Annotated in this window: 21 protein-coding genes and 1 pseudogene; 13 read left to right on the forward strand and 9 right to left on the reverse strand. The window is 64.3% G+C overall.

The features are described from left to right. Positions 1-115: pseudogene (locus CN311_RS04515) on the forward strand (IS110 family transposase); the annotation flags it as partial. 14 nt (positions 116-129) lie between these two features. Here the strand turns inward: CN311_RS04515 and CN311_RS04520 are convergent. Both CN311_RS04520 and CN311_RS04525 read right to left on the reverse strand, forming a co-directional pair. Then, positions 130-1,266 carry an alpha-hydroxy acid oxidase gene (locus tag CN311_RS04520; protein WP_097572196.1) on the reverse strand — a complete coding sequence of 379 codons (1,137 nt, stop codon included), beginning with the start codon at positions 1,264-1,266 and terminating at the stop codon, positions 130-132. A gap of 18 nt (positions 1,267-1,284) precedes the next feature. Beyond that, positions 1,285-2,088 carry a FadR/GntR family transcriptional regulator gene (locus tag CN311_RS04525; RefSeq protein WP_097572197.1) on the reverse strand — a complete coding sequence of 268 codons (804 nt, stop codon included), beginning with the start codon at positions 2,086-2,088 and terminating at the stop codon, positions 1,285-1,287. A 205-nt stretch (positions 2,089-2,293) separates the two neighbouring features. Between CN311_RS04525 and CN311_RS04530 the strand changes: the two genes are divergently transcribed. The 5 genes from CN311_RS04530 (at position 2,294) to glcF (ending at position 8,653) form a co-directional block, all read left to right on the forward strand. Next, positions 2,294-3,616: a DUF3422 family protein gene (locus CN311_RS04530; RefSeq protein ID WP_097572198.1), complete on the forward strand. Its 1,323-nt coding sequence runs from the start codon at positions 2,294-2,296 to the stop codon at positions 3,614-3,616. Between the two features lie 292 nt (positions 3,617-3,908). Beyond that, on the forward strand, positions 3,909-5,405 hold the full coding sequence (locus CN311_RS04535; RefSeq protein WP_097572199.1) for an FAD-linked oxidase C-terminal domain-containing protein: 1,497 nt from the start codon (positions 3,909-3,911) through the stop codon (positions 5,403-5,405). Between the two features lie 258 nt (positions 5,406-5,663). Continuing rightward, positions 5,664-6,920: an FAD-binding protein gene (locus CN311_RS04545; RefSeq protein ID WP_097572201.1), complete on the forward strand. Its 1,257-nt coding sequence runs from the start codon at positions 5,664-5,666 to the stop codon at positions 6,918-6,920. Continuing rightward, complete coding sequence (locus CN311_RS04550) at positions 6,917-7,312, forward strand: DUF4870 family protein (RefSeq protein ID WP_097572202.1); 396 nt, start codon at positions 6,917-6,919, stop codon at positions 7,310-7,312. The genes CN311_RS04545 and CN311_RS04550 overlap by 4 nt, the downstream gene beginning before the upstream one ends. Positions 7,313-7,324: 12 nt before the next feature. Then, positions 7,325-8,653: a glycolate oxidase subunit GlcF gene (glcF, locus tag CN311_RS04555; protein WP_097572203.1), complete on the forward strand. Its 1,329-nt coding sequence runs from the start codon at positions 7,325-7,327 to the stop codon at positions 8,651-8,653. Between the two features lie 22 nt (positions 8,654-8,675). Here the strand turns inward: glcF and CN311_RS04560 are convergent, their stop codons facing one another. Beyond that, positions 8,676-9,596 (reverse strand): bifunctional 5,10-methylenetetrahydrofolate dehydrogenase/5,10-methenyltetrahydrofolate cyclohydrolase, encoded by a 921-nt coding sequence (locus CN311_RS04560; protein WP_097572285.1) that lies wholly within the window; start codon positions 9,594-9,596, stop codon positions 8,676-8,678. A 269-nt stretch (positions 9,597-9,865) separates the two neighbouring features. Further along, positions 9,866-10,609, reverse strand: a complete 744-nt coding sequence (locus CN311_RS04565; protein WP_097572204.1) for a L,D-transpeptidase — start codon at positions 10,607-10,609, stop codon at positions 9,866-9,868. 207 nt (positions 10,610-10,816) lie between these two features. On the opposite strand from CN311_RS04565, the gene CN311_RS04570 reads away from it, so the two are divergent. Next, positions 10,817-11,455: a DNA-3-methyladenine glycosylase I gene (locus tag CN311_RS04570; protein WP_097572205.1), complete on the forward strand. Its 639-nt coding sequence runs from the start codon at positions 10,817-10,819 to the stop codon at positions 11,453-11,455. Positions 11,456-11,477: 22 nt separating this feature from the next. Here the strand turns inward: CN311_RS04570 and CN311_RS04575 are convergent, their stop codons facing one another. Then, on the reverse strand, positions 11,478-11,678 hold the full coding sequence (locus CN311_RS04575; RefSeq protein WP_097572206.1) for a hypothetical protein: 201 nt from the start codon (positions 11,676-11,678) through the stop codon (positions 11,478-11,480). A 282-nt stretch (positions 11,679-11,960) separates the two neighbouring features. Here CN311_RS04575 and hisS point away from each other — a divergent pair, with 282 nt between their 5' ends. The 4 genes from hisS to CN311_RS04600 all read left to right on the forward strand — a co-directional run bounded on the left by hisS (position 11,961) and on the right by CN311_RS04600 (position 17,660). Further along, a complete protein-coding gene (hisS, locus tag CN311_RS04580) occupies positions 11,961-13,562 on the forward strand; it encodes a histidine--tRNA ligase (RefSeq protein WP_097572207.1) in 1,602 nt (533 codons plus the stop codon). A 279-nt stretch (positions 13,563-13,841) separates the two neighbouring features. Continuing rightward, on the forward strand, positions 13,842-14,963 hold the full coding sequence (locus CN311_RS04590; RefSeq protein ID WP_097572208.1) for an ATP phosphoribosyltransferase regulatory subunit: 1,122 nt from the start codon (positions 13,842-13,844) through the stop codon (positions 14,961-14,963). Further along, positions 14,960-15,658: an ATP phosphoribosyltransferase gene (gene hisG, locus CN311_RS04595; protein WP_097572209.1), complete on the forward strand. Its 699-nt coding sequence runs from the start codon at positions 14,960-14,962 to the stop codon at positions 15,656-15,658. Before CN311_RS04590 ends, hisG begins: the two co-directional genes overlap by 4 nt. A gap of 241 nt (positions 15,659-15,899) precedes the next feature. Further along, a complete protein-coding gene (locus CN311_RS04600) occupies positions 15,900-17,660 on the forward strand; it encodes an AMP-binding protein (protein ID WP_097572210.1) in 1,761 nt (586 codons plus the stop codon). Positions 17,661-17,794: 134 nt separating this feature from the next. Here CN311_RS04600 and CN311_RS04605 read toward each other — a convergent pair whose 3' ends face one another. Together CN311_RS04605 and CN311_RS04610 are read right to left on the reverse strand one after the other, a co-directional pair. Further along, a complete protein-coding gene (locus tag CN311_RS04605) occupies positions 17,795-18,910 on the reverse strand; it encodes an alkene reductase (protein ID WP_097572211.1) in 1,116 nt (371 codons plus the stop codon). Positions 18,911-18,954: 44 nt separating this feature from the next. Continuing rightward, on the reverse strand, positions 18,955-19,245 hold the full coding sequence (locus CN311_RS04610; RefSeq protein ID WP_165779582.1) for an ArsR/SmtB family transcription factor: 291 nt from the start codon (positions 19,243-19,245) through the stop codon (positions 18,955-18,957). A gap of 249 nt (positions 19,246-19,494) precedes the next feature. On the opposite strand from CN311_RS04610, the gene CN311_RS04615 reads away from it, so the two are divergent. Continuing rightward, entirely contained in the window at positions 19,495-20,145 is a 651-nt protein-coding gene (locus tag CN311_RS04615; protein ID WP_097572213.1) for a glutathione S-transferase family protein, read from the forward strand. A 29-nt stretch (positions 20,146-20,174) separates the two neighbouring features. On the opposite strand, the gene CN311_RS04620 is transcribed toward CN311_RS04615, so the two are convergent. Continuing rightward, positions 20,175-20,765, reverse strand: a complete 591-nt coding sequence (locus CN311_RS04620; RefSeq protein ID WP_165779583.1) for a DUF924 family protein — start codon at positions 20,763-20,765, stop codon at positions 20,175-20,177. A gap of 2 nt (positions 20,766-20,767) precedes the next feature. Next, on the reverse strand, positions 20,768-21,679 hold the full coding sequence (locus CN311_RS04625) for an SDR family oxidoreductase (protein ID WP_097572215.1): 912 nt from the start codon (positions 21,677-21,679) through the stop codon (positions 20,768-20,770). Positions 21,680-21,791: 112 nt separating this feature from the next. Here CN311_RS04625 and CN311_RS04630 point away from each other — a divergent pair, with 112 nt between their 5' ends. After that, the gene (locus tag CN311_RS04630; RefSeq protein WP_097572286.1) at positions 21,792-22,754 is read left to right on the forward strand and encodes a LysR family transcriptional regulator; all 963 of its coding nucleotides are present in this window, start codon (positions 21,792-21,794) and stop codon (positions 22,752-22,754) included. The last annotated feature ends 15 nt before the right edge of the window (positions 22,755-22,769 follow it).

A 22,769-nucleotide genomic window follows, 5' to 3' on the forward strand; every position in this document is an offset into this window, starting at 1 on the left:
GAAGGCGACTGGAAAACCCCCAAAGGTCGCCATAACCGCATTGATGCGAAAGCTCATCATCCTCGCAAACGCTCTCCTCAAGGCGCAGCGAAAATGGACACCAAAAACACCTTGATCAAAACGGATACTTTAGCGCCGAAGCTGGTCCTTGCCCATGTCCGTCGCCAGGCGCTTTCCGCACAGAGCCAGTGTGATGTCCATCTCCTTGCGGATGATTTCCAGCGCCTTGGTAACACCTTCCTTACCGAGCGCGCCCAGCCCGTAAAGGAAGGGACGGCCGATATAGGTGCCCTTGGCGCCAAGGCACAGCGCCTTCAGCACGTCCTGGCCCGAGCGGATGCCGCCATCCATATGCACTTCGATGCTGTCGCCGACCGCATCGGCGATCTCTTCCAGCGCCATGATCGACGACGACGCACCGTCGAGCTGGCGTCCGCCATGGTTGGAAACGATGATCGCGTCGGCGCCGGTCTTGGCCGCCATCAGCGCGTCCTCCTTGTCGAGAATGCCTTTCAGGATCAGCTTGCCGCCCCAGCGCTCCTTGATCCAGGTGACATCCTTCCATGACAGATGCTGATCGAATTGCTCGGTCGTCCACGACGCCAGCGAGGCTACGTCGCCGACGCCCTTGGCATGGCCGACGATGTTGCGGAAGGTACGGCGCGGCGTGCCGGCCATGCCCAGGCACCAGCGCGGCCGGATGGCCATGTCGATGACGTTCGCGAGCGTCATCCTGGGTGGCGCCGAGAGCCCGTTGCGGACATCCTTGTGGCGCTGTCCGAGGATCTGCAGGTCGAGCGTCAGCACCAGCGCCGAGCATTTCGCCGCCTTCGCCCGGTCGATCAGGCTCAGCACGAAATCCTTGTCGCGCAGCACATAGAGCTGGAACCAGAACGGCTTCCTGGTCACCGAGGCGACGTCCTCGATCGAACAGATGCTCATCGTCGACAGCGTGAACGGCACGCCGAATTCTTCCGCCGCCTGCGCCGCCAGCATCTCGCCATCGGCATGCTGCATGCCTGTCATCCCGGTCGGCGCCAGCGCCACCGGCATCGCCACCTTTTCGCCGATCATGGTCGATTCCAGCGAGCGGTTGCTCATGTCGACCAGCACGCGCTGGCGGAATTTGATCTTGCCGAAATCCTCTTCGTTGGCGCGATAGGTGCTTTCTGTCCAGGCGCCTGAATCGGCATAGTCGAAGAACATCTTCGGCACCCGGCGGCGTGCGAGATCCTTGAGATCGGCGATGGTGAGTATGGTGCTCATGATGGTCTCGACTTGTCCCTAGGAATGTCTACGTGCCGGTTCGTTGTCGCCGGCATCGGAGCGTTGCTTGAGCCTCAGCCTCGACACGCGCTGCCAGTCGCCGCTGCGCTCGGCTTCGGCCATGGACCGTTCGACATAGTTGATGTGGTCCATCGCCGCCTGCCTGGCCGCGGCCGGGTCGCCGGCCTTCACCGCGGCATGGATCGCCCGGTGCTGTGCCAGCAGCGCCTCGCGCGCGCCCGGCACGCTGAACACCAGAAGCCGGTTCTGGAACACGCCTTCGGACAGCAGCCGGTAGCAGGCGCGCAACGTGTGCAAGAGAATGATGTTGTGCGCGCATTCGCAGATCGCGTGATGGAACTCGACATCGATTTCCGCCTCGTCATCGAAGTCGCCGGTCCGGTGCGCCTCGTCCATGCGCGCCATGATGCGGTCGAGCAGGGCCAGATCGTCCTTGGTGGCGCGCCGCGCCGCGTATTCGGCCGCTATGGCCTCGATCTCGCGGCGGTATTCCAGATAGTCGGTCACCGCCTTGCGGTGCATGGAGATCAGGTCCGTCACCGGCTTGGTGAACAACTGGCCGATGACATCGGCGACATGGGTGCCGCCGCCGGGCCGTGTCGTCAAGAGCCCGCGGCCTTCGAGCATTTTGAGCGCGTCGCGCAGGATCGGCCGCGACACTTCGAACTGGCGCGCCAGCTCGCGCTCGCCGGGCAGCCTGTCCCCGGTGCGCAGCACGCCTTCGAGGATCAGGTTTTCGATCTGCTGCACCACCTCGTCGGCAGTGCGCGAATGCTCGATCCTGGAGAAAATGTCGCTCAAAGGGGCGCCTGGGAATTGAACCGGTGTCGCGCAGGATAAAGCCAGTGTCGAGAACTGGTCAAATTATTTATCCAATTCGCCCGATCAGGTCGTTTCGACGCCATGGCGCAGCATCGCCCTCGGCTAAACTTTGTTGTTTGCGTCCCTGGACGATTGTCTCTAGAGGACGCCATTGCACGCAGGGTCAAAAAGAGGGGGACCAGCCGTGTCGGACGATCCGTCCAATCTCGAATTCCAGCCGCGCGCCAAGGGCAGCGTCATGGGCTTCCCGGCATATGAGGGAAGGCCCGGCGCGCTTGGCGAGGTCCATGCCCGGCCGCATCCGCTGGTCGAGAAGCCGCGCGTTCTGATCCAGCTTTCCTTCATGACCGAAGGCGGGTCCGGCGTCGACATGGCTGTGCTGTCCGAACTGTCGCGCCGCCTCGGCATCGCCGCCCCAGACCGTCATGCCCGCCACCACGCCATGAAATGGGGCCAGGGCTCGCTGCGCTGGGAGCGGCACACGGAATTCTCGACCTATCTGTGGGAAGGGCCGCTTTCCGAAAGCGGCAGGGCGCAGGAGGATTCTCCTTTCGGCAATGGATTTTCGCCGCCCGGAACCGTCATTTCAGGCATCAGGCTCGAAATCCGCAAATGGACTCAAGGCAGCGAGAGGCTGATCGCCGGCTTCGATCCGACCAGCCTGTGTTATTCGCTGGTCGAGCGCGGCAACGCCGCCATCGTCACCGACTTTCGTCAGGATGGCGATGGCCTGACCCGCATGCTGGTGCTCGATCGCGGCCTGACGCCGGCGCGCACCGGGGCGCTCTCTCAGCGGCTGATCGACATCGAAACCTACCGCACGCTGGCCATGCTCGGCCTGCCCTTGGCGCTGACGCTGTCGGGCCGCGCCCGCCGTATCGAAGACAGGCTGGCGCAGACGACACTTGAAATGAAGGTGGCCGAGACCCGTGACAGCCAGACGCTGCTTGCCGACCTGACCGAGCTTGCCGCGGAACTCGAGGCCGACGCCGCCTCCAGCCTTTACCGCTTTGGCGCTAGCCGCGCCTATGACGGCATCGTCGTCGAGCGGCTGGAAGCGCTGGAGGAAGAGGCGGTGCCCGGCTACGACACCTGGGGCGGCTTCCTGCAACGGCGCGTCGCGCCCGCCATGCGCACCTGTCGCTCGGTCGAGGAGCGGCAGGCCAATCTGTCGCGCAAGCTCACCCGCGCCACCACGCTGCTGCGCACCTGGGTCGATGTCGAGGTCGAGAAGCAGAACCGCGATCTGCTGGCGTCGATGAACAACCGCGCCCGCTTGCAGCTTCGTTTGCAGCAGACGGTGGAAGGCCTGTCCGTCGCCGCTGTCTCCTACTATGTCGTCGGCCTCATCAGCTACCTCGCCAAGGGCGCCTCGATCTTCGGCCATGCCATCGCGCCGGAAGTCGTCACCGCCGCCTCGGTGCCGCTGGCCATCCTGCTCGTCTGGTGGGGCGTGCGCCGCGTGCGTCGGATGCACTCCGAGCCGGCCAAGCAGCCCGGCGAGTGAGTCTCCCCCCTTGAGGGGGAGATGTCGCCGAAGGCGACAGAGGGGGTCGCCTCGCGTGGGGCACCAATCTCGTTCACGACAGAGGATGGCGCCGGCGATCTACGCGAGACGACCCCCTCTGACCGCTTCGCGGCCATCTCCCCCTCAAGGGGGGGAGAAACCGCGGCAGCGGCAGATTGCCGCTGCGGAAGCTGTCCCTGCACTGGTTCCCGCTTTTCGTCCAAACCAGGATTTGCAACAGACGCTTGTCGCTGGTAAAACATTTTTACCAGTCGAGCGAAGGAGGCTGCTGATGTCCGGCCTTGCCATGCCGAAGCCAGACGATGCCACAATGCGCCGGCGCGACGAGATCGTCGCCGACATGCGCATCATCGTGCCGGGCGAGGGCGTCGTCGATGCCGCCAATTCAATGCGCGCCTTCGAGAGCGACGGGCTCACCGCCTATCGGCAATTGCCGCTGGTCGTGGTGCTGCCGGAAACGGTGGCGCAGGTCTCGCGCGTGCTGAAATATTGCAATGACCGCAATATCCGTGTCGTGCCGCGCGGTTCCGGCACGTCCTTGTCCGGTGGCGCGCTGCCGCTCGAGGACGCGGTGCTTCTGGTCATGAGCCGGTTCAATCGTATCCTCGAGATCGATTTTCCCAATCGCATCATCGTCGCCCAGCCCGGCGTCACCAATCTCGGCATCACCACCGCCGTCGAGCAGGAGGGCTTCTACTACGCCCCCGATCCATCCTCCCAGATCGCCTGCTCGATCGGCGGCAATGTCGCGGAAAATTCCGGTGGCGTGCACTGCCTGAAATACGGCCTCACCGCCAACAATGTTCTCGGCATCGAGATGGTGCTGATGAATGGCGAAGTGGTGCGCCTTGGCGGCAGCCATCTCGACTGCGAGGGCTACGACCTGCTCGGCGTGATGACCGGTTCCGAAGGCCTGCTCGGCGTCGTCACTGAGGTCACCGTGCGCATCCTGAAGAAGCCGGAGACGGCGCGCGCGCTGCTGATCGGCTTCCCGACCAGCGAACAGGGCGGCCAATGCGTCGCCGACATCATCGGCGCCGGCATCATCCCCGGCGGCATGGAAATGATGGACCGCCCGGCGATCCACGCGGCGGAGGATTTCGTCCATGCCGGCTATCCCCTGGATGTCGAGGCGCTGCTGATCGTCGAGCTCGACGGTCCGGGCGTCGAGGTCGATCATCTGATCGGCCTTGTCGAAGCCATCGCCTACCGGAACGGCTCGACCACCTGCCGCATCTCGCAGTCGGAGCAGGAGCGGCTGAGCTTCTGGGCCGGCCGCAAGGCGGCCTTCCCGGCGGTCGGCCGCATCTCGCCCGACTATTACTGCATGGACGGCACCATCCCGCGCAAGGAACTGCCGAGGGTGCTCGCCGGCATGCGCGAACTCTCGGAAGAATACGGGCTCGGCGTCGCCAATGTCTTCCATGCCGGCGACGGCAATCTGCATCCGCTGATCCTCTACGACGCCAACGTGCCGGGCGAGCTCGACAAGGCCGAGAGCTTCGGCGCCGACATCTTGCGGCTTTGCGTCAAGGTCGGCGGCGTCTTGACCGGTGAGCACGGCGTGGGCGTCGAAAAGCGCGACCTGATGCCGGAAATGTTCAACCAGATCGACCTCGACCAGCAGATGCGGGTCAAATGCGCCTTCGATCCCAACCATCTTTTGAATCCCGGCAAGGTGTTTCCACAGTTGAGGCGATGCGCCGAACTGGGGCGGATGCATGTGCATCGGGGGCAGGTGGCGTTTCCGGATATTCCGAGGTTTTGAGGTGATGGCGTCTCACCTCACTGCGGTTGCGTTCCTTCGCGCCCCCCTCTGTCCTGCCGGACATCTCCCCCACGAGGGGGGAGATTGGACGTCACGTCGGCTTTCGCCAATCTCCATCAAGGCAGAAGGGCGCGAAGCGGCGAAGCTGCCAATCTCCCCCCTTGTGGGGGAGATGTCCGGCAGGACAGAGGGGGGCGCGAAGGAACTCGGCCGATCTGCTCTCCCCCGCTTCGCCGGGGCGAGGAACCAGAGATCGCCATGACAACCTTCACCCCATCCACCGCAGCCGAAGTCCTCTCCACCGTCCAGTGGGCGGCGGCGGAAGAATCCCCGCTCGAAATCCTCGGCCATGGTTCCAAGCGCGGCATCGGCCGTCCGCAGCAGAGCGAGCATACGCTTGATCTGTCGAAGCTCTCCGGCGTCACGCTCTACGAGCCGGCCGAGCTGGTGCTGTCGGCCAAGGCTGGCACGCCGCTGGCCGGGATCGAAAGCCTGCTTGCCGAAAACGGCCAGCAGCTTGCGTTCGAACCGATGGACTATGGCCCACTGCTCGGCGGTATCAAGGGGAAAGGCACCATCGGCGGCGTGCTGGCCGCGAACCTCTCCGGTCCGCGCCGGCTGAAGGCGGGCGCCGCGCGTGACCACATCCTCGGCATCTCGGCGGTTGCCGGCCGTGGCGAAGCCTTCAAATCCGGCGGCCGCGTCGTCAAGAACGTCACCGGCTACGACCTGTCCAAGCTGATGGCCAGCAGCTGGGGCACGCTGGCCGTGTTCACCGACGTCACCTTCAAGGTGCTGCCGGCGGCCGAGACCGAAGTCACGCTCGCCATTCGCGGCTTGCTCGACGACCATGCAGCCGCCGCGATGGCGCTGGCGCTTGGTTCCAGCGCCGAAGTGTCCAGCGCCGCACACCTTCCCGAACGCGTCGCGGCGCGGGTTGCCGGCGGCCGTCTCGGTAGCGATGCGGCGACGCTGCTGCGCGTCGAAGGCTTTGGCCCGTCGGTTGCCTACCGCGTCGCCGCGCTGAAAGATCTGCTCCGCAATGCCGGCCAGCTGGAAGAGATTGCGGGCGAAGCCTCGCATTCCATCTGGCGTGATGTCAGGGATTGCGCCCCATTTGCCGATGGTTCGGAAAAACCGGTGTGGCGCGTCTCCATGGCGCCGTCACAAGGCCACCAGATGGTGCTGGCGCTGCGCATGCAGGCGGCGGTCGATGCCTTCTATGACTGGCAGGGCGGGCTGGTCTGGCTGCGCATGGAGCATGGCGACCCTGAGGCTGGCCTGCTGCGCGGGCTGATCGGGAAACACGGCGGCGGCCACGCGACGCTGGTGCGTGCCGCTCCTTCGCATCGTGCCGCCGTGCCGGTGTTCGAACCCCAGGCGCCGCATCTGGCGGCTCTGGCTGCAAGGCTGAAGCAGGAGTTCGACCCGAAGGCGATCCTCAACCCCGGCCGTATGGCGCCGGGTGCCGGCTCTGCTACTCTTGGTCCTTTAACCGAGGGAGGATCATCATGAGCGACATCAATTCCGGCCAGGGCGACAAGCCTACACCGCGCCAGACCGACCGCTGGCTGGAGCCAGGCCCGACCAATGCGCTGGTCATCTACATCCTCTACCTCGCCAGCCTAGTCATCGGCATCACCGGCATTGTCGGCATCGTGCTGGCCTATATCAACCGCGGCAAATCAGGCGGCTTCGTCGAGAGCCACTACACCTTCCTGATCCGCACCTTTTGGATCGGCCTGCTCTATGCGCTGATCTCGGTAGTTCTGATGATGGCGGTGGTCGGCATCGTGCTGATGTTCGCCGTCGCCGTGTGGTTCATCGCCCGCTGCATTCTCGGCTTGCAGGCATTGCAGCGCGGCGAGCCGGTCAAGAATCCGGAAAGCTGGTTTCTGGGATTATAGGAAGACTTTCGAGTGCAGACCAATTTCTCAGCTGCCCAGCTCGCCGATCCGCATGTCGCGGAATCGGAGAAGATCCTGCGCAAATGCGTGCATTGCGGCTTCTGCACCGCCACTTGCCCGACCTATGTGACGCTCGGCAACGAACTGGATTCGCCGCGTGGACGGATCTACCTGATCAAGGACATGCTGGAGAACGGCCGGCCGGCCGACAAGGAGATCGTCACCCATATCGACCGCTGCCTGTCCTGCCTCGCCTGCATGACCACCTGCCCATCGGGCGTCAACTACATGCATCTCGTTGACCATGCCCGCGCCCATATCCAGCAGACCTACAAGCGCCCGCTGCCCGATCGGCTGGCGCGCGCCGTGCTGGCCTTCGTGCTGCCTTATCCCTCGCGCTTCCGCGCCGCGCTGAAACTGGCCAAGCTGGGCAAGCCATTCATCGGCCTGTTCGAGAAAATCCCGGCGCTGAAGCCGCTGGGCGCTATGCTCAGGCTTGCGCCGGCTTCGATTCCGGCCGCCTCGCCGATGGCTTCTCCAGGCATCCATGCCGGGCAGGGGACAAAAAGAGGCCGTGTCGCGATCCTCACCGGCTGCGCGCAATCCGTGCTTGATCCGGCCATCAACGACACGACGATTGCGCTGCTGACGCGGCTGGGCGTCGAGGTGGTCGTGCCCCAAGGCGAGGCCTGCTGCGGGGCGCTGGTCCATCACATGGGGCGGGAGGAAGCCGCCCTTGCCTCGGCGAGACAAAATGTCGACGCCTGGACGCGCGCCATCGAGCAGGGCGGGCTGGACGCCATTGTCATCACCGCGTCGGGCTGCGGCACCACCATCAAGGATTACGGCTTCATGCTGCGCCTCGACCCGGCCTATGCCGACAAGGCGGCGCGCGTCTCGGCGCTGGCCAAGGACATCACCGAGTATCTGGCAAGCCTCGATCTGCCGGAACCGGTGCGCAAGCCCGGCACCGTCGTCGCCTATCACTCGGCCTGCTCGATGCAGCACGGCCAGAAGATCACCCGCCAGCCGAAGGAACTGCTGGCCAAGGCCGGCTTTGTCGTGCGCGAGCCGCGCGAGGGGCATCTGTGCTGCGGCTCGGCCGGCACCTACAACATCCTGCAATCCGAGATCTCGGCAAAGCTGCGCGACCGCAAGGTGAAAAACATCGAGGCGACGGGCGCGGAAATCGTCGCCAGCGGCAATATCGGCTGCATCACCCAGATCGCCTCGGCCGCGAAGCTTCCGGTAGTGCACACGATAAAACTGCTCGACTGGGCCTATGGCGGGCCTAGGCCGGAAGGCATCGCCAACGACAGCGCGGCCATGGCAGCCGAGTGAGGTCTGTCACCTCGCAACGTGCCTATTCCGCCGCGAGCTTGTCCACCACGCCGTAGGTCGCCTGATAGAGCGCGCGCTGGCGGCTGAGCGCCACCATCGTGTTGCGCAGCAGGATCGCCACCGTGAGCGGGCCGACGCCGCCCGGCACCGGCGTGATCCAGGAGGCCACTTCCTTGACGCTGTCGGTATCGACATCGCCGACGATGCGGCTTTCGCCGTCCGGCCCGATTTCCGAATTGATGCCGATATCGATGACGGCCGCGCCCGGCTTGACCATGTCCGCCTTGATCAATCGCGGCCGGCCGACGGCGACGAACAGCGCATCGGCACGCCGCGCATGCGCGGCCACCGAGCGCGTCATGTGATGGCAGACGGTTACGGTCGCGCCCTCGCTCATCAGCAGGAAGGCGATCGGCTTGCCGACGATCTCCGAATGGCCGACGATGACGACTTCGAGCCCCTTGAGATCGAGGCCGGTCTCCTTCAGCAGCTCCACCGAAGCGGCCGCCGTGCAGGGGGCAAGATCGAGCTGGTTGTAGACGATGTTGCCGATCGAGGCCGGATGCATGCCCTCGACGTCTTTCAGCGGATGCACCGCCGCCTGCAACGTCTTGATCGGGATATGCGCCGGCACCGGCCGCTGGATGATGATGCCGGTGACGCGCGGATCGGCGTTCAGCCCATGGATCGCCGCCTCCAGTTCGCCGGCGGTGATGTCGGCGGGAAAGCGCCGCTCCTCGAATTCGATGCCGGCCAGCGCCGCCTTGGCGCGCTGGTTGCGGACATAGACTTCCACCGCGGCAGTGTCGCCGACGGTGATCGACACAAGTTTGGGCGGAAAACCTTCGGCGGTCGCGATCGCCGCGTCCTCGCGCACGGCGGCGATGATGCGTTGGGCAACCGGGCCGCCCCGGAGATAGCGGCTGTCGTCGGGCAGGGACATGAATGTCTGGCCTTTGTCTGGAAGCGTTGCCGCCGACATAGCAAAAGAGCGGACAAAAGGCAGCGGGAAAAGCGAACCGCTCTGCCGCGCGTGCGACCTGCCGGCGCGGCCTTGCCTGGACATGCATAAACAAGGGAATCTAACGAAAAGGGCAGCGCGGTTTCCCGTGCTGCCCTTTCGTGACTGACCGTATCCCCACACGGCCCGTCCCCCGTTATCCCTATTCCAGAAACCTTCTGGACAGAATCACCAGTAAAATCAACCGGAGATTACATCACCACAACCGTCGTGCCAACATTGACCCGCTCATAGAGGTCGACCACGTCCTCGTTGCGCATGCGGATGCAGCCCGACGACACCGCGCCGCCGATCGTCCAGGGCTGGTTGGTGCCGTGGATGCGGTATTCCGTCGAGCCGAGATAGAGCGCCCGCGCGCCGAGCGGATTTTCCATGCCGCCGGCGAGATAGGTCGGCAAATAGCGGCCCTTGGCGGCCTCGCGCTTGATCATCACTGCCGGCGGGCGCCAGTCCGGCCATACCCGCTTGTTGGTGATCTTGTGGGTGCCCGACCATTCGAAGCCCGGCTTGCCGGTGCCGACGCCATAGCGCCGCGCCTTGCCGTTCTTCTCGACCAGATAGAGGAAATTCTGCGTCGTATCGATGACGATCGTGCCCGGTTTCTGCCCGCCGTCATAGGCGACTTCCTGCGGCAGGTAGACCGGGTTGATCTGCGGCCGCGCGACCATGCGTCTGGCCGGCGCCCGCACTGCCGCCGTGCGCTGCTGGTCTGGTTGCGCCTGCCGCTGATAGCGCCGCTGCGGCTGCTGTACCTCTTGCCGGCTTTGCCGGACGATGCCCGGGGCGCGGCCGAGTTGCAGCACCCAGGGCGCTGAAAGGTCGGGGCTGACCATCACCGGCGGCCTGTCGGCATAGCGGTCATTGGCGCTGGAGGCGGTGACGCCGGCGGCAAGCATGGCCGCGGCACCAAACAGGGAAAGGAACACTGACTTCATCGGAACGCACCTTGATCGTCGAACACGCGAGGGGAAAGCCCCCGATGGCGCGAGCATTGGCGCGAAGCGGCAACCGAAACATGAATCGGAATGCGTAAAATGCCGAAGTGTCAGTAAAGCTTTTGGTGTGGTTACCGGCCGGTTCAGGAATCTGGTAAAGCCGGGGTAAAAGCGGCGTAAAGCCCATTAACGAATGGATTTCTAGCGATGGAAAATGAAAACACAGGCCTGCTCGCCGGTCCCGACGGTGTGAAGCGCTGTTTCTGGCACGGCAATCTGCCGGATTATCTGCACTACCACGACCATGAATGGGGCCGGCCGGTCACCGATGACCGCAGGCTGTTCGAAAAGATCTGCCTCGAAGGTTTTCAGTCGGGCCTGTCCTGGCTGACCATATTGCGCAAGCGCGAGAATTTCCGCGCCGGCTTTGCAAACTTCGAGTTCGACAAGATCGCCGCCTTCACCGACCAGGATGTCGAGCGCCTGCTCGGCGATGCCGGCATCGTCCGCCACCGCGGCAAGATCGTCTCGACCATCAACAACGCCAAACGCGCCCGCGAAATGGTCGATGAATTTGGCTCGCTCGCCGCCTGGTTCTGGAAGTTCGAACCAGGCCCCGACGAGCGGCCCGCAATCGTCGACCTCGCCCATCTGCGCGCCAATCCGACCACGGCGGTCTCGGTGCGCATTTCGAAGGAGTTGAAGAAGCGCGGCTGGAGCTTTGTCGGCCCGACCACCGTCTACGCCTTCATGCAGGCGATGGGGCTGGTCAACGACCATCTCGAGGGCTGCGCCTGCCGGGCGCAGGTGGAGAAGGAGCGCAAGGCGTTCAAGCGGCCGAAATAAGCGAGAAGCAGAAGGTTGGCGCTCAAACGCCGCCGGCGCCCGCGAGAAAGAGCCCGGCGACGATCGCCGCCACCGTGGCAAGGGCTGGATAGATCACCAGCAGGCCGGTCATCAGCGCATCGCGCATGGTCGGGCCTCGGCGTTCTTCAACTGCGGCCTCGAACGGACCCGGGGGCAGCGCGCGGGCAGAGCTGTCGATGTCTGTTCCTTGTGCCGTGGTCATTGCCCGAACCCTTTGTTTCGGCGCACTTATCGGCCCTGATTGTGTCTGCACGATGCCGCGCTGATGGCCGAATTGTTTCCTTTTTCGGCGTGGTTTGTTTCGGAATGCCTTAAGCGTTTCGAAATTACTAACCATAGCAATTGGCTTCAATGTCCCCAGTTGCTTGGCCGCCCCGGCAGTGGATGAACCAGAAGAGTTGCCAACCCTTGCCGCACCAAGCCGCATCGGTTAGGAAACGCGCGCTCGCAACAAGTCAGTTTTTACTTAGCAAAGACTCATCCCATGGCCGACAAATCGGAAAAGACAAAAGCGCGGCTGCCGCGCGGCTTTGCCGACCGCAGCGCCGACGACATCCGTGCCGTCGAGAAGATGATGGCGACGATCCGTGGCGTCTACGAACTCTATGGCTTCGAGCCGGTCGAGCAGCCGCTGATCGAATACACCGACGCGCTGGGCAAGTTCCTGCCCGACCAGGACCGGCCGAACGAAGGCGTGTTCTCGTTCCAGGACGACGACGACCAGTGGCTGTCGCTGCGCTACGACCTGACCGCGCCGACGGCGCGTTTCGTCGCCGAGAATTACGAGCGCCTGCCTAAACCCTACCGCAGCTATCGCTCCGGCTGGGTGTTCCGCAACGAAAAGCCCGGCCCCGGCCGCTTCCGCCAGTTCATGCAGTTCGATGCTGACACGGTGGGTGCACCGAGCGTGGCCGCGGATGCCGAGATGGCGATGATGATGGCGGACGTGATGGAGGCGCTGGGCATCAAGCGCGGCGACTACGTCATCCGCGTCAACAACCGCAAGGTGCTCGACGGCGTGCTGGAGGCGATCGGGCTCGGGGGTGATGAGAATGCCGGGCGAAGGTTGCAGGTGCTGCGGGCGATCGACAAGGCTGACAAGTTTCCACGAGAGGAGATCGACAAGCTCCTAGGAGTGGGTCGTTGGGATGGCGGTAAGGAAGGCGAAGGCGACTTCACCAAAGGCGCGGGCTTAAGCGCAGAGCAGATAGATAAGCTCCGCGCCTTGATGCTTCAGAGTGGAAACGCCGGAGTGCTAATTGCCAAGAATGAAGCTTCACCTGCCGAGCTAGAAGCAGGGCCATTTCCAGGTAGTACGAACTACTATTCCAACAGGCAGCTTTGCCGCGACATGATTGCTGCAGCCGAAGAGAACGGAATGTCTGTCGTTGGGATCAATGAGCTAAACGAGATAGCAGCTCTCGTGGATGCGGCAGGCTACGGGCCTCACCGTATAAGAATAGATGGTTCCGTCGTCCGTGGCCTCGAATACTACACCGGCCCGGTCTTCGAGGCCGAGCTGCTGGCCGAGATCCCGAATGAGGACGGCCAGATCGTGCGTTTCGGTTCGGTCGGTGGCGGCGGGCGCTATGATGGGCTTGTCTCGCGTTTCCGCGGCGAGCGGGTGCCGGCGACCGGCTTTTCCATTGGCGTCTCACGGCTGATGACCGCGCTGAAGAACCTCGGCAAGCTCGACACGTCGGATGTGATCGCGCCCGTCGTCGTGCTGGTGATGGACAAGGACACGGAAAGCCTCGGCCGCTACCAGAAGATGGTGGCTGAGCTTCGCGCCGCCGGCATCCGCTCCGAAATGTATCTCGGCGGCGCCGGCATGAAGGCGCAGCTCAAATATGCCGACCGCCGCGGCAGCCCCGTCGCCATCATCCAGGGCGGCGACGAGCGCGCCAGAGGCGAGGTGCAGATCAAGGACCTGATCGAAGGCGCGCGCATGTCGGCCGAGATATCGGACAATGCCGAATGGCGCGCGGCACGTCCGGCGCAGGTGACGGTGGCGGAGAGCGAACTGGTCGGTGAGGTGAAGAAGATATTGGCTGCGCAGGCCGAGGAGAGGGCACGTGGCAAATAGAGGCCGCGTTCTTTCGCGCCCCCCTCTGTCCTGCCGGACATCTCCCCCACGAGGGGGGAGATTGGCTGCTTCGTTCGTCTCGCTTTTCTTGCAACGCAGGCGATTGGCGAAAGCCATCGCGGCATCCGATCTCCCCCCTCGTGGGGGAGATGTCCGGCAGGACAGAGGGGGGCGCCGTAGAGCGCCTGCGTTCGAACTCCGTCCAGCACCCCTCATCCGTCTTGGCGCTTCGCGCCAATCCACCTTCTCCCACAACAAGGGGAGAAGGGAAGGGGCCTCATGACCTCCCGCTATCCCGCCATATCAGCCGACATCACCAACCTCTTCGCCGCGCGCGACACCAATGCGGTCGAGGTCGCAGTGCTGCAGCCGGCCGACCCGTTCCTCGACATGGCCGGCGAGGATCTGCGCCGCCGCATCTTTCTCACCGAAAGCGAGACCGGAAAGACGCTGTGCCTGCGGCCTGAGTTCACCATTCCCGTCTGCCTCGACCACATCAGTTCGCAAGCCGGCACGCCGCGCCGCTATTCCTATCTCGGCGAGGTCTTTCGCCAGCGCCGCGAGGGCGGCAATGAATTTTTCCAGGCCGGCATCGAGGATCTCGGCGATCGCGACACGGCTGCCGCCGATGCCCGCTCGTTGGCCGATGCGCATGCCTTGCTGTCGCTGGTGCTGCCGGACCAGACCCTGACGATCACGCTGGGCGACCAGACCATTTTCGAGGCGGTGCTGGCGGCACTCGGCCTGCCGCGCGGCTGGCGCATGCGTCTTGCCCGCGCCTTCGGCTCGGCGCCGATGCTGGAGGCGGCATTGGCCGACCTCGCCAATCCGCCGCGCAATGGCCAGCTCTCCGGCCCGGTCGCGTCGCTTGTGCTCGACGGCGATCTGGAAGGCCTGTCGACACATATCGCCGGCGGCATGGAGGAGGCCGGGCTGTCGGCATCGGCCGGGCGTTCGCCAACCGACATCGCCCGGCGCCTGATCGAGAAGGCCGAATTGCGCAGCGTGCGGCTGTCCAACGAGGCGTTTTCGGCGCTGAAGACATTTCTGGCGATCGATGTGCCGCTCAACAATGCGGCCCGGGCGCTCGAAGCCTTCGCATCGGGCGCCGGCCTTTCGCTGGGCGCGGCGCTGGAGAATTTCGCCGCCCGCGCCACCGCGATCGCAGCACACGGCCTGCCGGCCGAAAAAATCCGCTACGACGCCGCCTTCGGCCGCCCGCTTGATTACTACACCGGCCTCGTCTTCGAGATCGCGGCGGAAGGCGGCGACCGGCCGCTGGCCGGCGGCGGCCGCTACGACCGCCTGCTGACCCTGCTCGGTGCGAAGACGCCGATACCCGGCGTCGGCTTTTCCGTCTGGCTCGACCGCATCGAGGCGCTGCGGGAGAAGACATCATGATCACGCTGGCGATCCCGTCGAAAGGCCGGCTGAAGGAGCAGGCGCTGGAGGTGCTGGCCAAGGCCGGGCTTGCCGTCAACCTGCCCGGTGACGAGCGCAAATACCGCGCCCGCATCGAAGGCGCCGAGAGCATCGAGGTGGCGTTCCTTTCGGCCTCCGAAATCGCCGGCGAAATCGGGCAAGGGACGGTCGATCTCGGCATCACCGGCGAGGACCTGTTGCGCGAGGCCCTTGCCGACTGGAAGACGCGTGCCGAAATCGTTGCCCGCCTCGGTTTCGGCAATGCCGATGTGGTGGTGGCGGTGCCCGACATCTGGCTCGATGTCGATACGATGGCCGATCTCGATGACGTCGCAGCCGATTTCCGCCAGCGCCACGGAAGGCGGCTGCGGATCGCCACCAAATACTGGCGGCTGACCCAGCAATTCTTTTCGCAAAAGCACGGCATCCAGGTCTACCGCATCGTCGAAAGCCTGGGCGCCACCGAGGGCGCGCCGGCGGCGGGCTTGGCCGATGTCATCGTCGACATCACCACGACCGGCTCGACGCTGCGCGCCAATCATCTGAAAGTGCTGGGCGACGGCGTCGTCCTGCGGTCCGAGGCCTGTCTCGTGGCTTCGAGGAAGACGCGCGTGGCCGCCGACGAAGCTGTATTGCGCGACATCGCGGCCAAAATGGCGTCGGTGGAGAGATAGGTTGGCCTGAACCACGGCATGTTTGTTCTTGCTTTGTGCCATCAGTTATGGTAGAGGTTTTGGCACGGTGCTGATTTGCGCCTAAGGATCCGCCCGCCGAGGCGGGTTTTTTATTTCAGGTTCCGGCGGTTGCCGGCGCGACCTGGGTTCGAAACCCTGCCCACTACCAACCCACTACCATCGGCGGGTTTCCACCGCACCGGCGGGCTGATAGGTTCGGCCGTCTGCGGAGGAGACGGCGATGGCGATCAAACTTGACGAGCTCATGAACGCCACCAACCTGCGCAAAACGCGCGACAGCTTCGTCGCGCCGCTCGACGGCAGGGCGCATGTCTCGGGCGAGCGCACCGTGCCGCTGCTCAACCAGACGATTCCGGCGCTGTTTTCCGACACGGTCAGCAAATACGGCACGCTCGATGCCGCCGTTTTCATCGCTCAGGACAAGCGTTTCACCTGGAACGAACTGTCGGACACGGTGGACGCGCTGGCCGCCGGTTTCCTGGCGCTCGGCCTGGAGAAAGGCGACCGCGTCGGCATCTGGTCGCCCAACCGCTGGGAATGGCTGGTGACGCAGTTCGCCACCGCCCGCATCGGCTTGATCCTGGTCAACATCAACCCGGCCTACCGGCTGACCGAACTGGAATACGCGCTGAACAAGGTCGCTTGCCGGGCGCTCGTCACATCAGCCAGATTCAAGACCTCCGACTATCTCGGCATGATCGAGACGCTGGCGCCGGAGATCGCCACGGCCACTCCGGGCAAGCTCAAGGCGCAAAAACTGCCGGCGCTGGAGATCGTCATCCGCATGGGCGAGGAGAATTCGCCCGGCATGTTCAATTTCGCCGACGTGCTGGCGATGGCCGGGCGCGACGAGCATGACAGCCTTGACCGCATCTCCGAGGGGCTGAAGCCCGGCGAGGCCATCAACATCCAGTTCACGAGCGGAACGACGGGCGCGCCCAAGGGCGCGACGCTGACCCATACCAACATTATCAACAACGGCAATTTCGTCACTTCGGCGATCAGGCTCACCGCCGACGACAGGCTGTGTATCCCGGTGCCGCTCTACCACTGTTTCGGCATGTCGATGGGCACGATGGGCTGCGTCACCAAGGGCGCCACCATGGTTTTCCCGGGCGAGGGCTTCGATGCCGGCGCCACGCTGAAGGCGGTGGCGCAGGAGCGCTGCACCGGCCTTTATGGCGTGCCGACCATGTTCGTCGGCATGCTCGACCATCCGGATTTTGCATCGTTCGATCTCACCAGCCTCAGGACCGGCATCATGGCGGGCTCACCCTGTCCGATCGAGGTGATGAAGAAGGTGGTGTCGCTGATGCATATGTCTGAGGTGACCATCGCCTATGGCATGACCGAAACCAGCCCGGTCTCGTTCCAGAGCGGCGTCGACGACCCGCTGGAAAAGCGCGTCTCGACGGTCGGCCGCATCCATCCGCATGTCGAGGTCAAGGCCATCGACGCCGAGGGCGCAACCGTCGCTGTCGGCGCGCCGGGCGAGCTCTGCACGCGCGGTTATTCCGTGATGAAGGGCTATTGGGACGACACCGAGAAAACCCATGAGGCGATCGACGGCGATGGCTGGATGCACACCGGCGACCTCGCCACCATCGACCCCGAAGGCTATTGCAACATCGTCGGCCGGGTCAAGGACATGGTCATCCGCGGTGGCGAGAACGTCTATCCGCGCGAGGTCGAGGAGTACCTCTATCGCCATCCCAAGGTGAAGGAGGTGCAGGTGTTCGGCATTCCCGACGACAAATATGGCGAGGAGCTTTGCGCCTGGATCGTGCTCAAGCCCGGCCAGATCGCCACCGCTGAGGAGATCAAGGCCTTCTGCGCCGGCCAGATCGCCCACTACAAGATCCCGCGCTACATCCGCTTCCGCACCGAACTGCCGATGACGGTGACCGGCAAACCGCAGAAGTTTTTGATGCGCGAAGCGATGGTCGAGGAGCTGGGACTGGTGACGCGGAAGACGGCGTGAGGAACACAGAACAGTTCACCGCTTCGGGGGGAAACGGCGAACTGTTCTGTCCCTGCGTTTTGACGCAATTCCCCAGGGAAAGCGCTACGCGCTTTTCCCGGGAAAACCGTTTCACAGTTTTCCCTTAAATTGCCTCAGGCCGCCGTCGGATAGTCCGTGTAGCCCCTGGCGTCGCCGCCATAAAACGTCGCCTTGTCCGGGTCGTTCAGGTTGGCATTCCGCTTCAGGCGGCTGACGAGGTCGGGGTTGGCGATGAACAGCTTGCCGAACGCGACGAGGTCGGCATAGCCGTCCGCGACGGCCTTTTCGGCCAGTTCCTTGTCGTAGCCATTGTTGACCAGCCACCCGCCCTGTCCGCCAGCGTTGCGATAGGCGGCTTTGAGCTCCGCATAGTCGAACGGCCTGTCGCCCTGGCTGAAGTCGCGCGCGCCGCCGGTGGCGCCTTCGACGATATGGATATAGGCGAGGTCGCGGTTGCCCAGGCCCGCCACCACATGGTTGAACAGCGGCTGCGGATCGGTATCCGAAGCGTCGTTAGCGGGTGTCACCGGCGACAGCCGGATCCCGGTCTTGGCCGCCCCGACAGCACCCGTCACCGCGTCGACCACCTCAAACAGGAGGCGCGCCCGGTTTTCGATGGAACCGCCATAGTTATCGTTGCGATGGTTGGTGCCCGAGCGCAGGAACTGGTCGATGAGATATCCATTGGCGCCATGGATCTCGACGCCGTCGAAACCCGCTTCTTCGATCGCCGCCTTGGCCGCACGGCGAAAATCATCGACGATCCCAGGAAGTTCGGCTGCATCGAGCGCGCGGGGCTCGGAGGTCTCGACGAACTCGCCATTGCCGTCCGGCTTGACCAGATAGGTCTTGGATTTTGCCCTGATCGCGGACGGCGCCACCGGCTTGCCGCCGCCTGGCTGCAGCGTGTTGTGCGAGATGCGTCCGACATGCCAAAGCTGGACCACGATCTTGCCGCCGGCGGCATGAACGGCGTCCGTGACACGCTTCCAGCCGGCAAGTTGGTCGGCGCCATAGAGGCCGGGGACATCGGCATAGCCCTGGCCCTGATGGCTGATGGCGGTGGCTTCCGTTACGATCAGCCCGGCCGTGGCACGCTGGCTGTAGTAGGTGACGGCGAGGTCGCCGGGCACCGCATTCGGAGAACGATTGCGCGTCAGCGGCGCCATGACGATGCGGTTCGCAAGCGCCAGGTCGCCAAGCCGCAGGGGATCAAAGAGGGTAGTCATGAGAAATGCCTTTCATGCATTTGTGGGGGCAGTGGGGAGGATGGTCAGAGATCGGACAAGGCGGCCTGAAAGGCGGCGATGGTTTCTTCGTTGCGCTTGTAGAAGACCCATTGGCCGACCCGTCGTGTGGTAACGAGGTCGGCCGACGCCAGCGTCGCCAGATGCGCCGAAACACTGGACTGCGCCAGGCCCCGACCTTCGAACTGGCTGGCGCAGACGCCCATTTCAAGCGGATGCACCTGTTCGGCGAAGTGCTGTTCAGGCTCCTTCAGCCACACCAGAACATCCCTTCGAAACGGATGCGCCAGCACCTTCAATATGATGTCGTGGTCCATCTTCACCTCGCATCGATCTCACCCGATATATAGATCGGGTAGAGACGATATGGCAGGAAATCCATACCATTCTCGATGGCGATCGGAGAAAGTCGTAGCATCGCCTGGCAACGAAGCCGGAATGAATGTCCGGGTGCGCACGAATTCGGCCCAAATCCCAGGGTCGAAGAAAACGAGGCAATTGTCGGGAACCGCATCGGTCGTTCGTCCTTTGAATGCAAAGCGCGACAACCCGATAGGGAGCCTCTTATGAACCCCACCATCACCGCCTTCGAAAGATCGCCCGACCGCGGCAGGGGACAGGCGCGTGACATGCGTGTTCGTTGGGCGCTTGAAGAAGTGGGTCAGCCCTACGACGTTCGACTTGTCTCATTCGCCGCGATGAAGGAACCGCCGCATCGCGCGCTGCAGCCTTTCGGGCAAATTCCGACCTATGAAGACGGCGATCTCGCTCTGTTCGATTCAGGCGCCATCGTGCTCCACATCGCGGAGCACCATACTGGCCTGCTGCCGGACGAGGCGAATGCCCGGGCGCACGCGGTCATGTGGATGTTTGCCGCGGTTACCACGATGGAGTGGACAATCGTCGAGCGGGAGACCGCCATCCTGATGGAAGGCGACGAGCCCTGGCACAAGCAGCGCCTGGCCATTGTCGAGGATCGCATCCGTGGCCGGCTGCGCGACCTGTCCGCTCGCCTTGGCGATGCCGACTGGCTCGATGGTGCCTTCAGCGCCGGCGATCTCTCGATGGTGATGGTGTTGCGCCGGCTGAACCGGTCGAATTTGCTGGACGAATTCCCGAACCTCTTGGCCTATGTCGCCCGCGGCGAAGCGCGGCCGGCCTTCAAGCGTGCTTTCGCGGATCAGCTGGCGGTTTTCACCGCCGCATCGACCGGCTGACAAGGGCCGCCCTGGGTTATTTGACTCCATCAGCCGGCGAACCCGCCTTCGTCGAGAAAGCGCTGTTCGTCCGCCCGCATGGCGCGGCCGAGGATCGGATTGCGGTGCGGGAAGCGTCCGAACCGCCGCACGATGTCGCGATGATGCTCGGCGCGCTTCAGGTCGCGCCCGCCGCTCTCGCCGGCCAGCGCCACCGAGCGGTCCTGGTCGACGAGGCTTTCGGAATGCGCGAAGGGCAGTGTGAAGAACAGCCGCCAGGATGGATGAACATGGTGCTGGAACCCCGCATCGATGGCGTCAGCCGCGATGCGGCGGGCCTTTTCGTCCGTCGCATACATGCGTGGCGTGCCGCGAAACGCATTGCGCGGAAACTGGTCAAGCAGCACCAGTAGCGCCAAGGCGCCATAGGGCGTCGCCGCCCAGTCGTCGCAGTCGCCGCGCGCCGCCGCCTCATGCAGCGCCAGGAAGCGATCGCGCAAGACGCGGTCGAACTCCGCGTCCTTGGCGAACCATGCGGCGGGACCCGCCAGCCACCAGAAGTCGATGACGTCCGCGGCGGCGTCCGGCACATTTGCCCATCCGGACCAGCCGTTCGGTTCCAGCGTCGCGATCGCTTCCATGCTTATGCCGCCCTCTCGCTGCCGGCCAGCGCCGGCCAGTCCTGAGCCCTGGCCCAGTCGGCGAACGGGGTCGGCTTGATCGGCAGCATGCCGAGCGTCTCGCTGCTGTCGACGGCGAGCAGGGTCGAGCGTTGCCGGTGCACCCAGGCATAGTTGGCGGCGACCTGATCGGCCGCATCCTTGCCGAGCATCGCGCTCAGGCCGGCGGCGAAGTCGGCCAGCGGCACCGGATAGTAGCTGACCTTGCGGCCGACGATATCAGACAGGATATTGGCCATCTCCGGTCCGGTCAGCGCTTCGGGTCCGCCAATGTCGAAACTGGCGCCCGCAAGCTCGGGCCGCCGCATCGCCGCGACCACATAGGCCGCCATATCCTCCCATGAGATCCAGGAGGTCTGGAAATTGGCCGGCAGCGGATAGGCGAACACGCCCTGATGCATGATCGCGGGCGCGCTCCAGGGTGCGGCGGCATTGCTCATATAGAGCGTCGGCTTGAGGACGACCGACGGCAGGCCGGAGGCCTTCATATAGTCGATGAGTTCGACCTTGGCTTCCATCAATCCGGTGCTGGAATGTCTGGAGACATGGCCGCTGGTGTTGAACACCAGGAGCTTGACCTCCGCCTCAAGCGCCGCGTCGACCATGTTGCGGCCGTAGCGCAGGATTTGCTCCGGGCCGGCGTTGAGCGGCAGCGTCAGCGCCACCGCATCGACGGCGAGACAGGCGAGGCGGAGGCGCTCGGCATCCGCCAGATCGCCGCGCACGATGTTGACACCATCGCCGAACGGGTCGGGTGAGCCCTTGCGCAAAAGCACGCGCACAGTGGCGCCTGCCGCGCGGCAGGCTTGCACTATGGCAAATCCCTGGGCGCCGCCGGCGCAGGTGACCAGAATTGAACGGGGAAAGTCAGGCATGATTTTGCTCCCTTGTGGCTGATGTCATCGCGAAGCCGGCAGGACCGCCTCTGCTGCGACCAGCCAATTCGCAGCTTTACTATGATGAAGCCAGTGATATGATTTCATGAATATGCTGAACCAGATTGACCTTTCCCGCGCCGATCTCAACTTGCTGGTCCTGTTCGAGACCGTTATGGAGGAGCGCCATGTCGGCCGGTCGGCGAATCGCCTGAACCTGTCGCCATCGGCGGTCAGCCATGGCCTTGGCCGGCTTCGCAGTCTGCTGGGCGACCCGCTGTTCCTGAAGACGCCGCGCGGCGTCGTGCCCACCGACCGGGCAGCGGAACTGGCGGCACCGGTGGCTGAGATCCTGGCCCGGGTGCGCTCGGTAATATCGAGCGCCGAGCCGTTCGATCCGGCCCGCTCGACGCGCCGCTTCGTCGTTGGCGCGCCGGATGGGGCTTCGTCCGTGTTCCTGCCGCCGCTGCTCACCCTGGCGCGCCGTGAAGCGCCCGGCATCGACATCGGCATCCGCCAATTGCTGCCCAGGCAGGGCGAGCCGTCGCCGAGCCTCGCCTGGCGCGACGCCATCGTCGAGCTCGAAGCCCGGGACATGGATGTTGCCGTCGTTCCGTTCGGCGACTTCCCCTTGCGCTTCGTCGTGAACACCATTTACGAGGAGGATTTCGTTGTCGCGATGCGGGCCGGCCACCCCTTCGCCAGCAATCCGAGCGTCGAGAACTACTGCTCTATGCAGCACCTCGTGGTGTCGGCTACGAGCGATCCGAATGGTTTCGTCGACCGGATACTGTCGCAGCACGGCCTGTCGCGCCGCGTTGCCCTGACCGTCCCGAATTTCATGTTCGGACTGGCGGTGCTCGCCGACTCCGATCTGCTCTCTGCCTTCCCGCGCCGCTTCGTCGCCATGCATGCCAGTCGTTTCGGCGTGATGGGGATCGAGGCGCCCATTCCGCTCGGCCACTTCAAGATCAACAGCATCGTGCCAAAGGTTGCCATGATGGATGCCGGCCTGGCCTGGCTTGTCGGGCTGCTCAGACAGACCGGACAAACCGCTCTCGCTGCTGCTGCATAGTCCGACCAAGCAGCC

This window comes from Mesorhizobium sanjuanii, from assembly GCF_002529485.1.
In the GTDB taxonomy this organism is placed as follows: domain Bacteria; phylum Pseudomonadota; class Alphaproteobacteria; order Rhizobiales; family Rhizobiaceae; genus Mesorhizobium; species Mesorhizobium sanjuanii.

Bases quoted from the DNA above. Each gene is read 5' to 3' on its own strand.
- CN311_RS04550 (WP_097572202.1), top strand. From the start codon at position 6,917: ATGAGCGACATCAATTCCGGCCAGGGCGACAAGCCTACACCGCGCCAG.
- CN311_RS04615 (WP_097572213.1), top strand. From the start codon at position 19,495: ATGAACCCCACCATCACCGCCTTCGAAAGATCGCCCGACCGCGGCAGG.
- CN311_RS04565 (WP_097572204.1), bottom strand. From the start codon at position 10,609: ATGAAGTCAGTGTTCCTTTCCCTGTTTGGTGCCGCGGCCATGCTTGCC.
- CN311_RS04570 (WP_097572205.1), top strand. From the start codon at position 10,817: ATGGAAAATGAAAACACAGGCCTGCTCGCCGGTCCCGACGGTGTGAAG.
- CN311_RS04520 (WP_097572196.1), bottom strand. From the start codon at position 1,266: ATGAGCACCATACTCACCATCGCCGATCTCAAGGATCTCGCACGCCGC.
- CN311_RS04610 (WP_165779582.1), bottom strand. From the start codon at position 19,245: ATGGACCACGACATCATATTGAAGGTGCTGGCGCATCCGTTTCGAAGG.
- CN311_RS04590 (WP_097572208.1), top strand. From the start codon at position 13,842: ATGACCTCCCGCTATCCCGCCATATCAGCCGACATCACCAACCTCTTC.
- CN311_RS04545 (WP_097572201.1), top strand. From the start codon at position 5,664: ATGACAACCTTCACCCCATCCACCGCAGCCGAAGTCCTCTCCACCGTC.
- CN311_RS04560 (WP_097572285.1), bottom strand. From the start codon at position 9,596: ATGTCCCTGCCCGACGACAGCCGCTATCTCCGGGGCGGCCCGGTTGCC.
- CN311_RS04620 (WP_165779583.1), bottom strand. From the start codon at position 20,765: ATGGAAGCGATCGCGACGCTGGAACCGAACGGCTGGTCCGGATGGGCA.
- CN311_RS04605 (WP_097572211.1), bottom strand. From the start codon at position 18,910: ATGACTACCCTCTTTGATCCCCTGCGGCTTGGCGACCTGGCGCTTGCG.
- hisS (WP_097572207.1), top strand. From the start codon at position 11,961: ATGGCCGACAAATCGGAAAAGACAAAAGCGCGGCTGCCGCGCGGCTTT.
- hisG (WP_097572209.1), top strand. From the start codon at position 14,960: ATGATCACGCTGGCGATCCCGTCGAAAGGCCGGCTGAAGGAGCAGGCG.
- CN311_RS04630 (WP_097572286.1), top strand. From the start codon at position 21,792: ATGCTGAACCAGATTGACCTTTCCCGCGCCGATCTCAACTTGCTGGTC.
- CN311_RS04575 (WP_097572206.1), bottom strand. From the start codon at position 11,678: ATGACCACGGCACAAGGAACAGACATCGACAGCTCTGCCCGCGCGCTG.
- CN311_RS04600 (WP_097572210.1), top strand. From the start codon at position 15,900: ATGGCGATCAAACTTGACGAGCTCATGAACGCCACCAACCTGCGCAAA.
- CN311_RS04535 (WP_097572199.1), top strand. From the start codon at position 3,909: ATGTCCGGCCTTGCCATGCCGAAGCCAGACGATGCCACAATGCGCCGG.
- CN311_RS04625 (WP_097572215.1), bottom strand. From the start codon at position 21,679: ATGCCTGACTTTCCCCGTTCAATTCTGGTCACCTGCGCCGGCGGCGCC.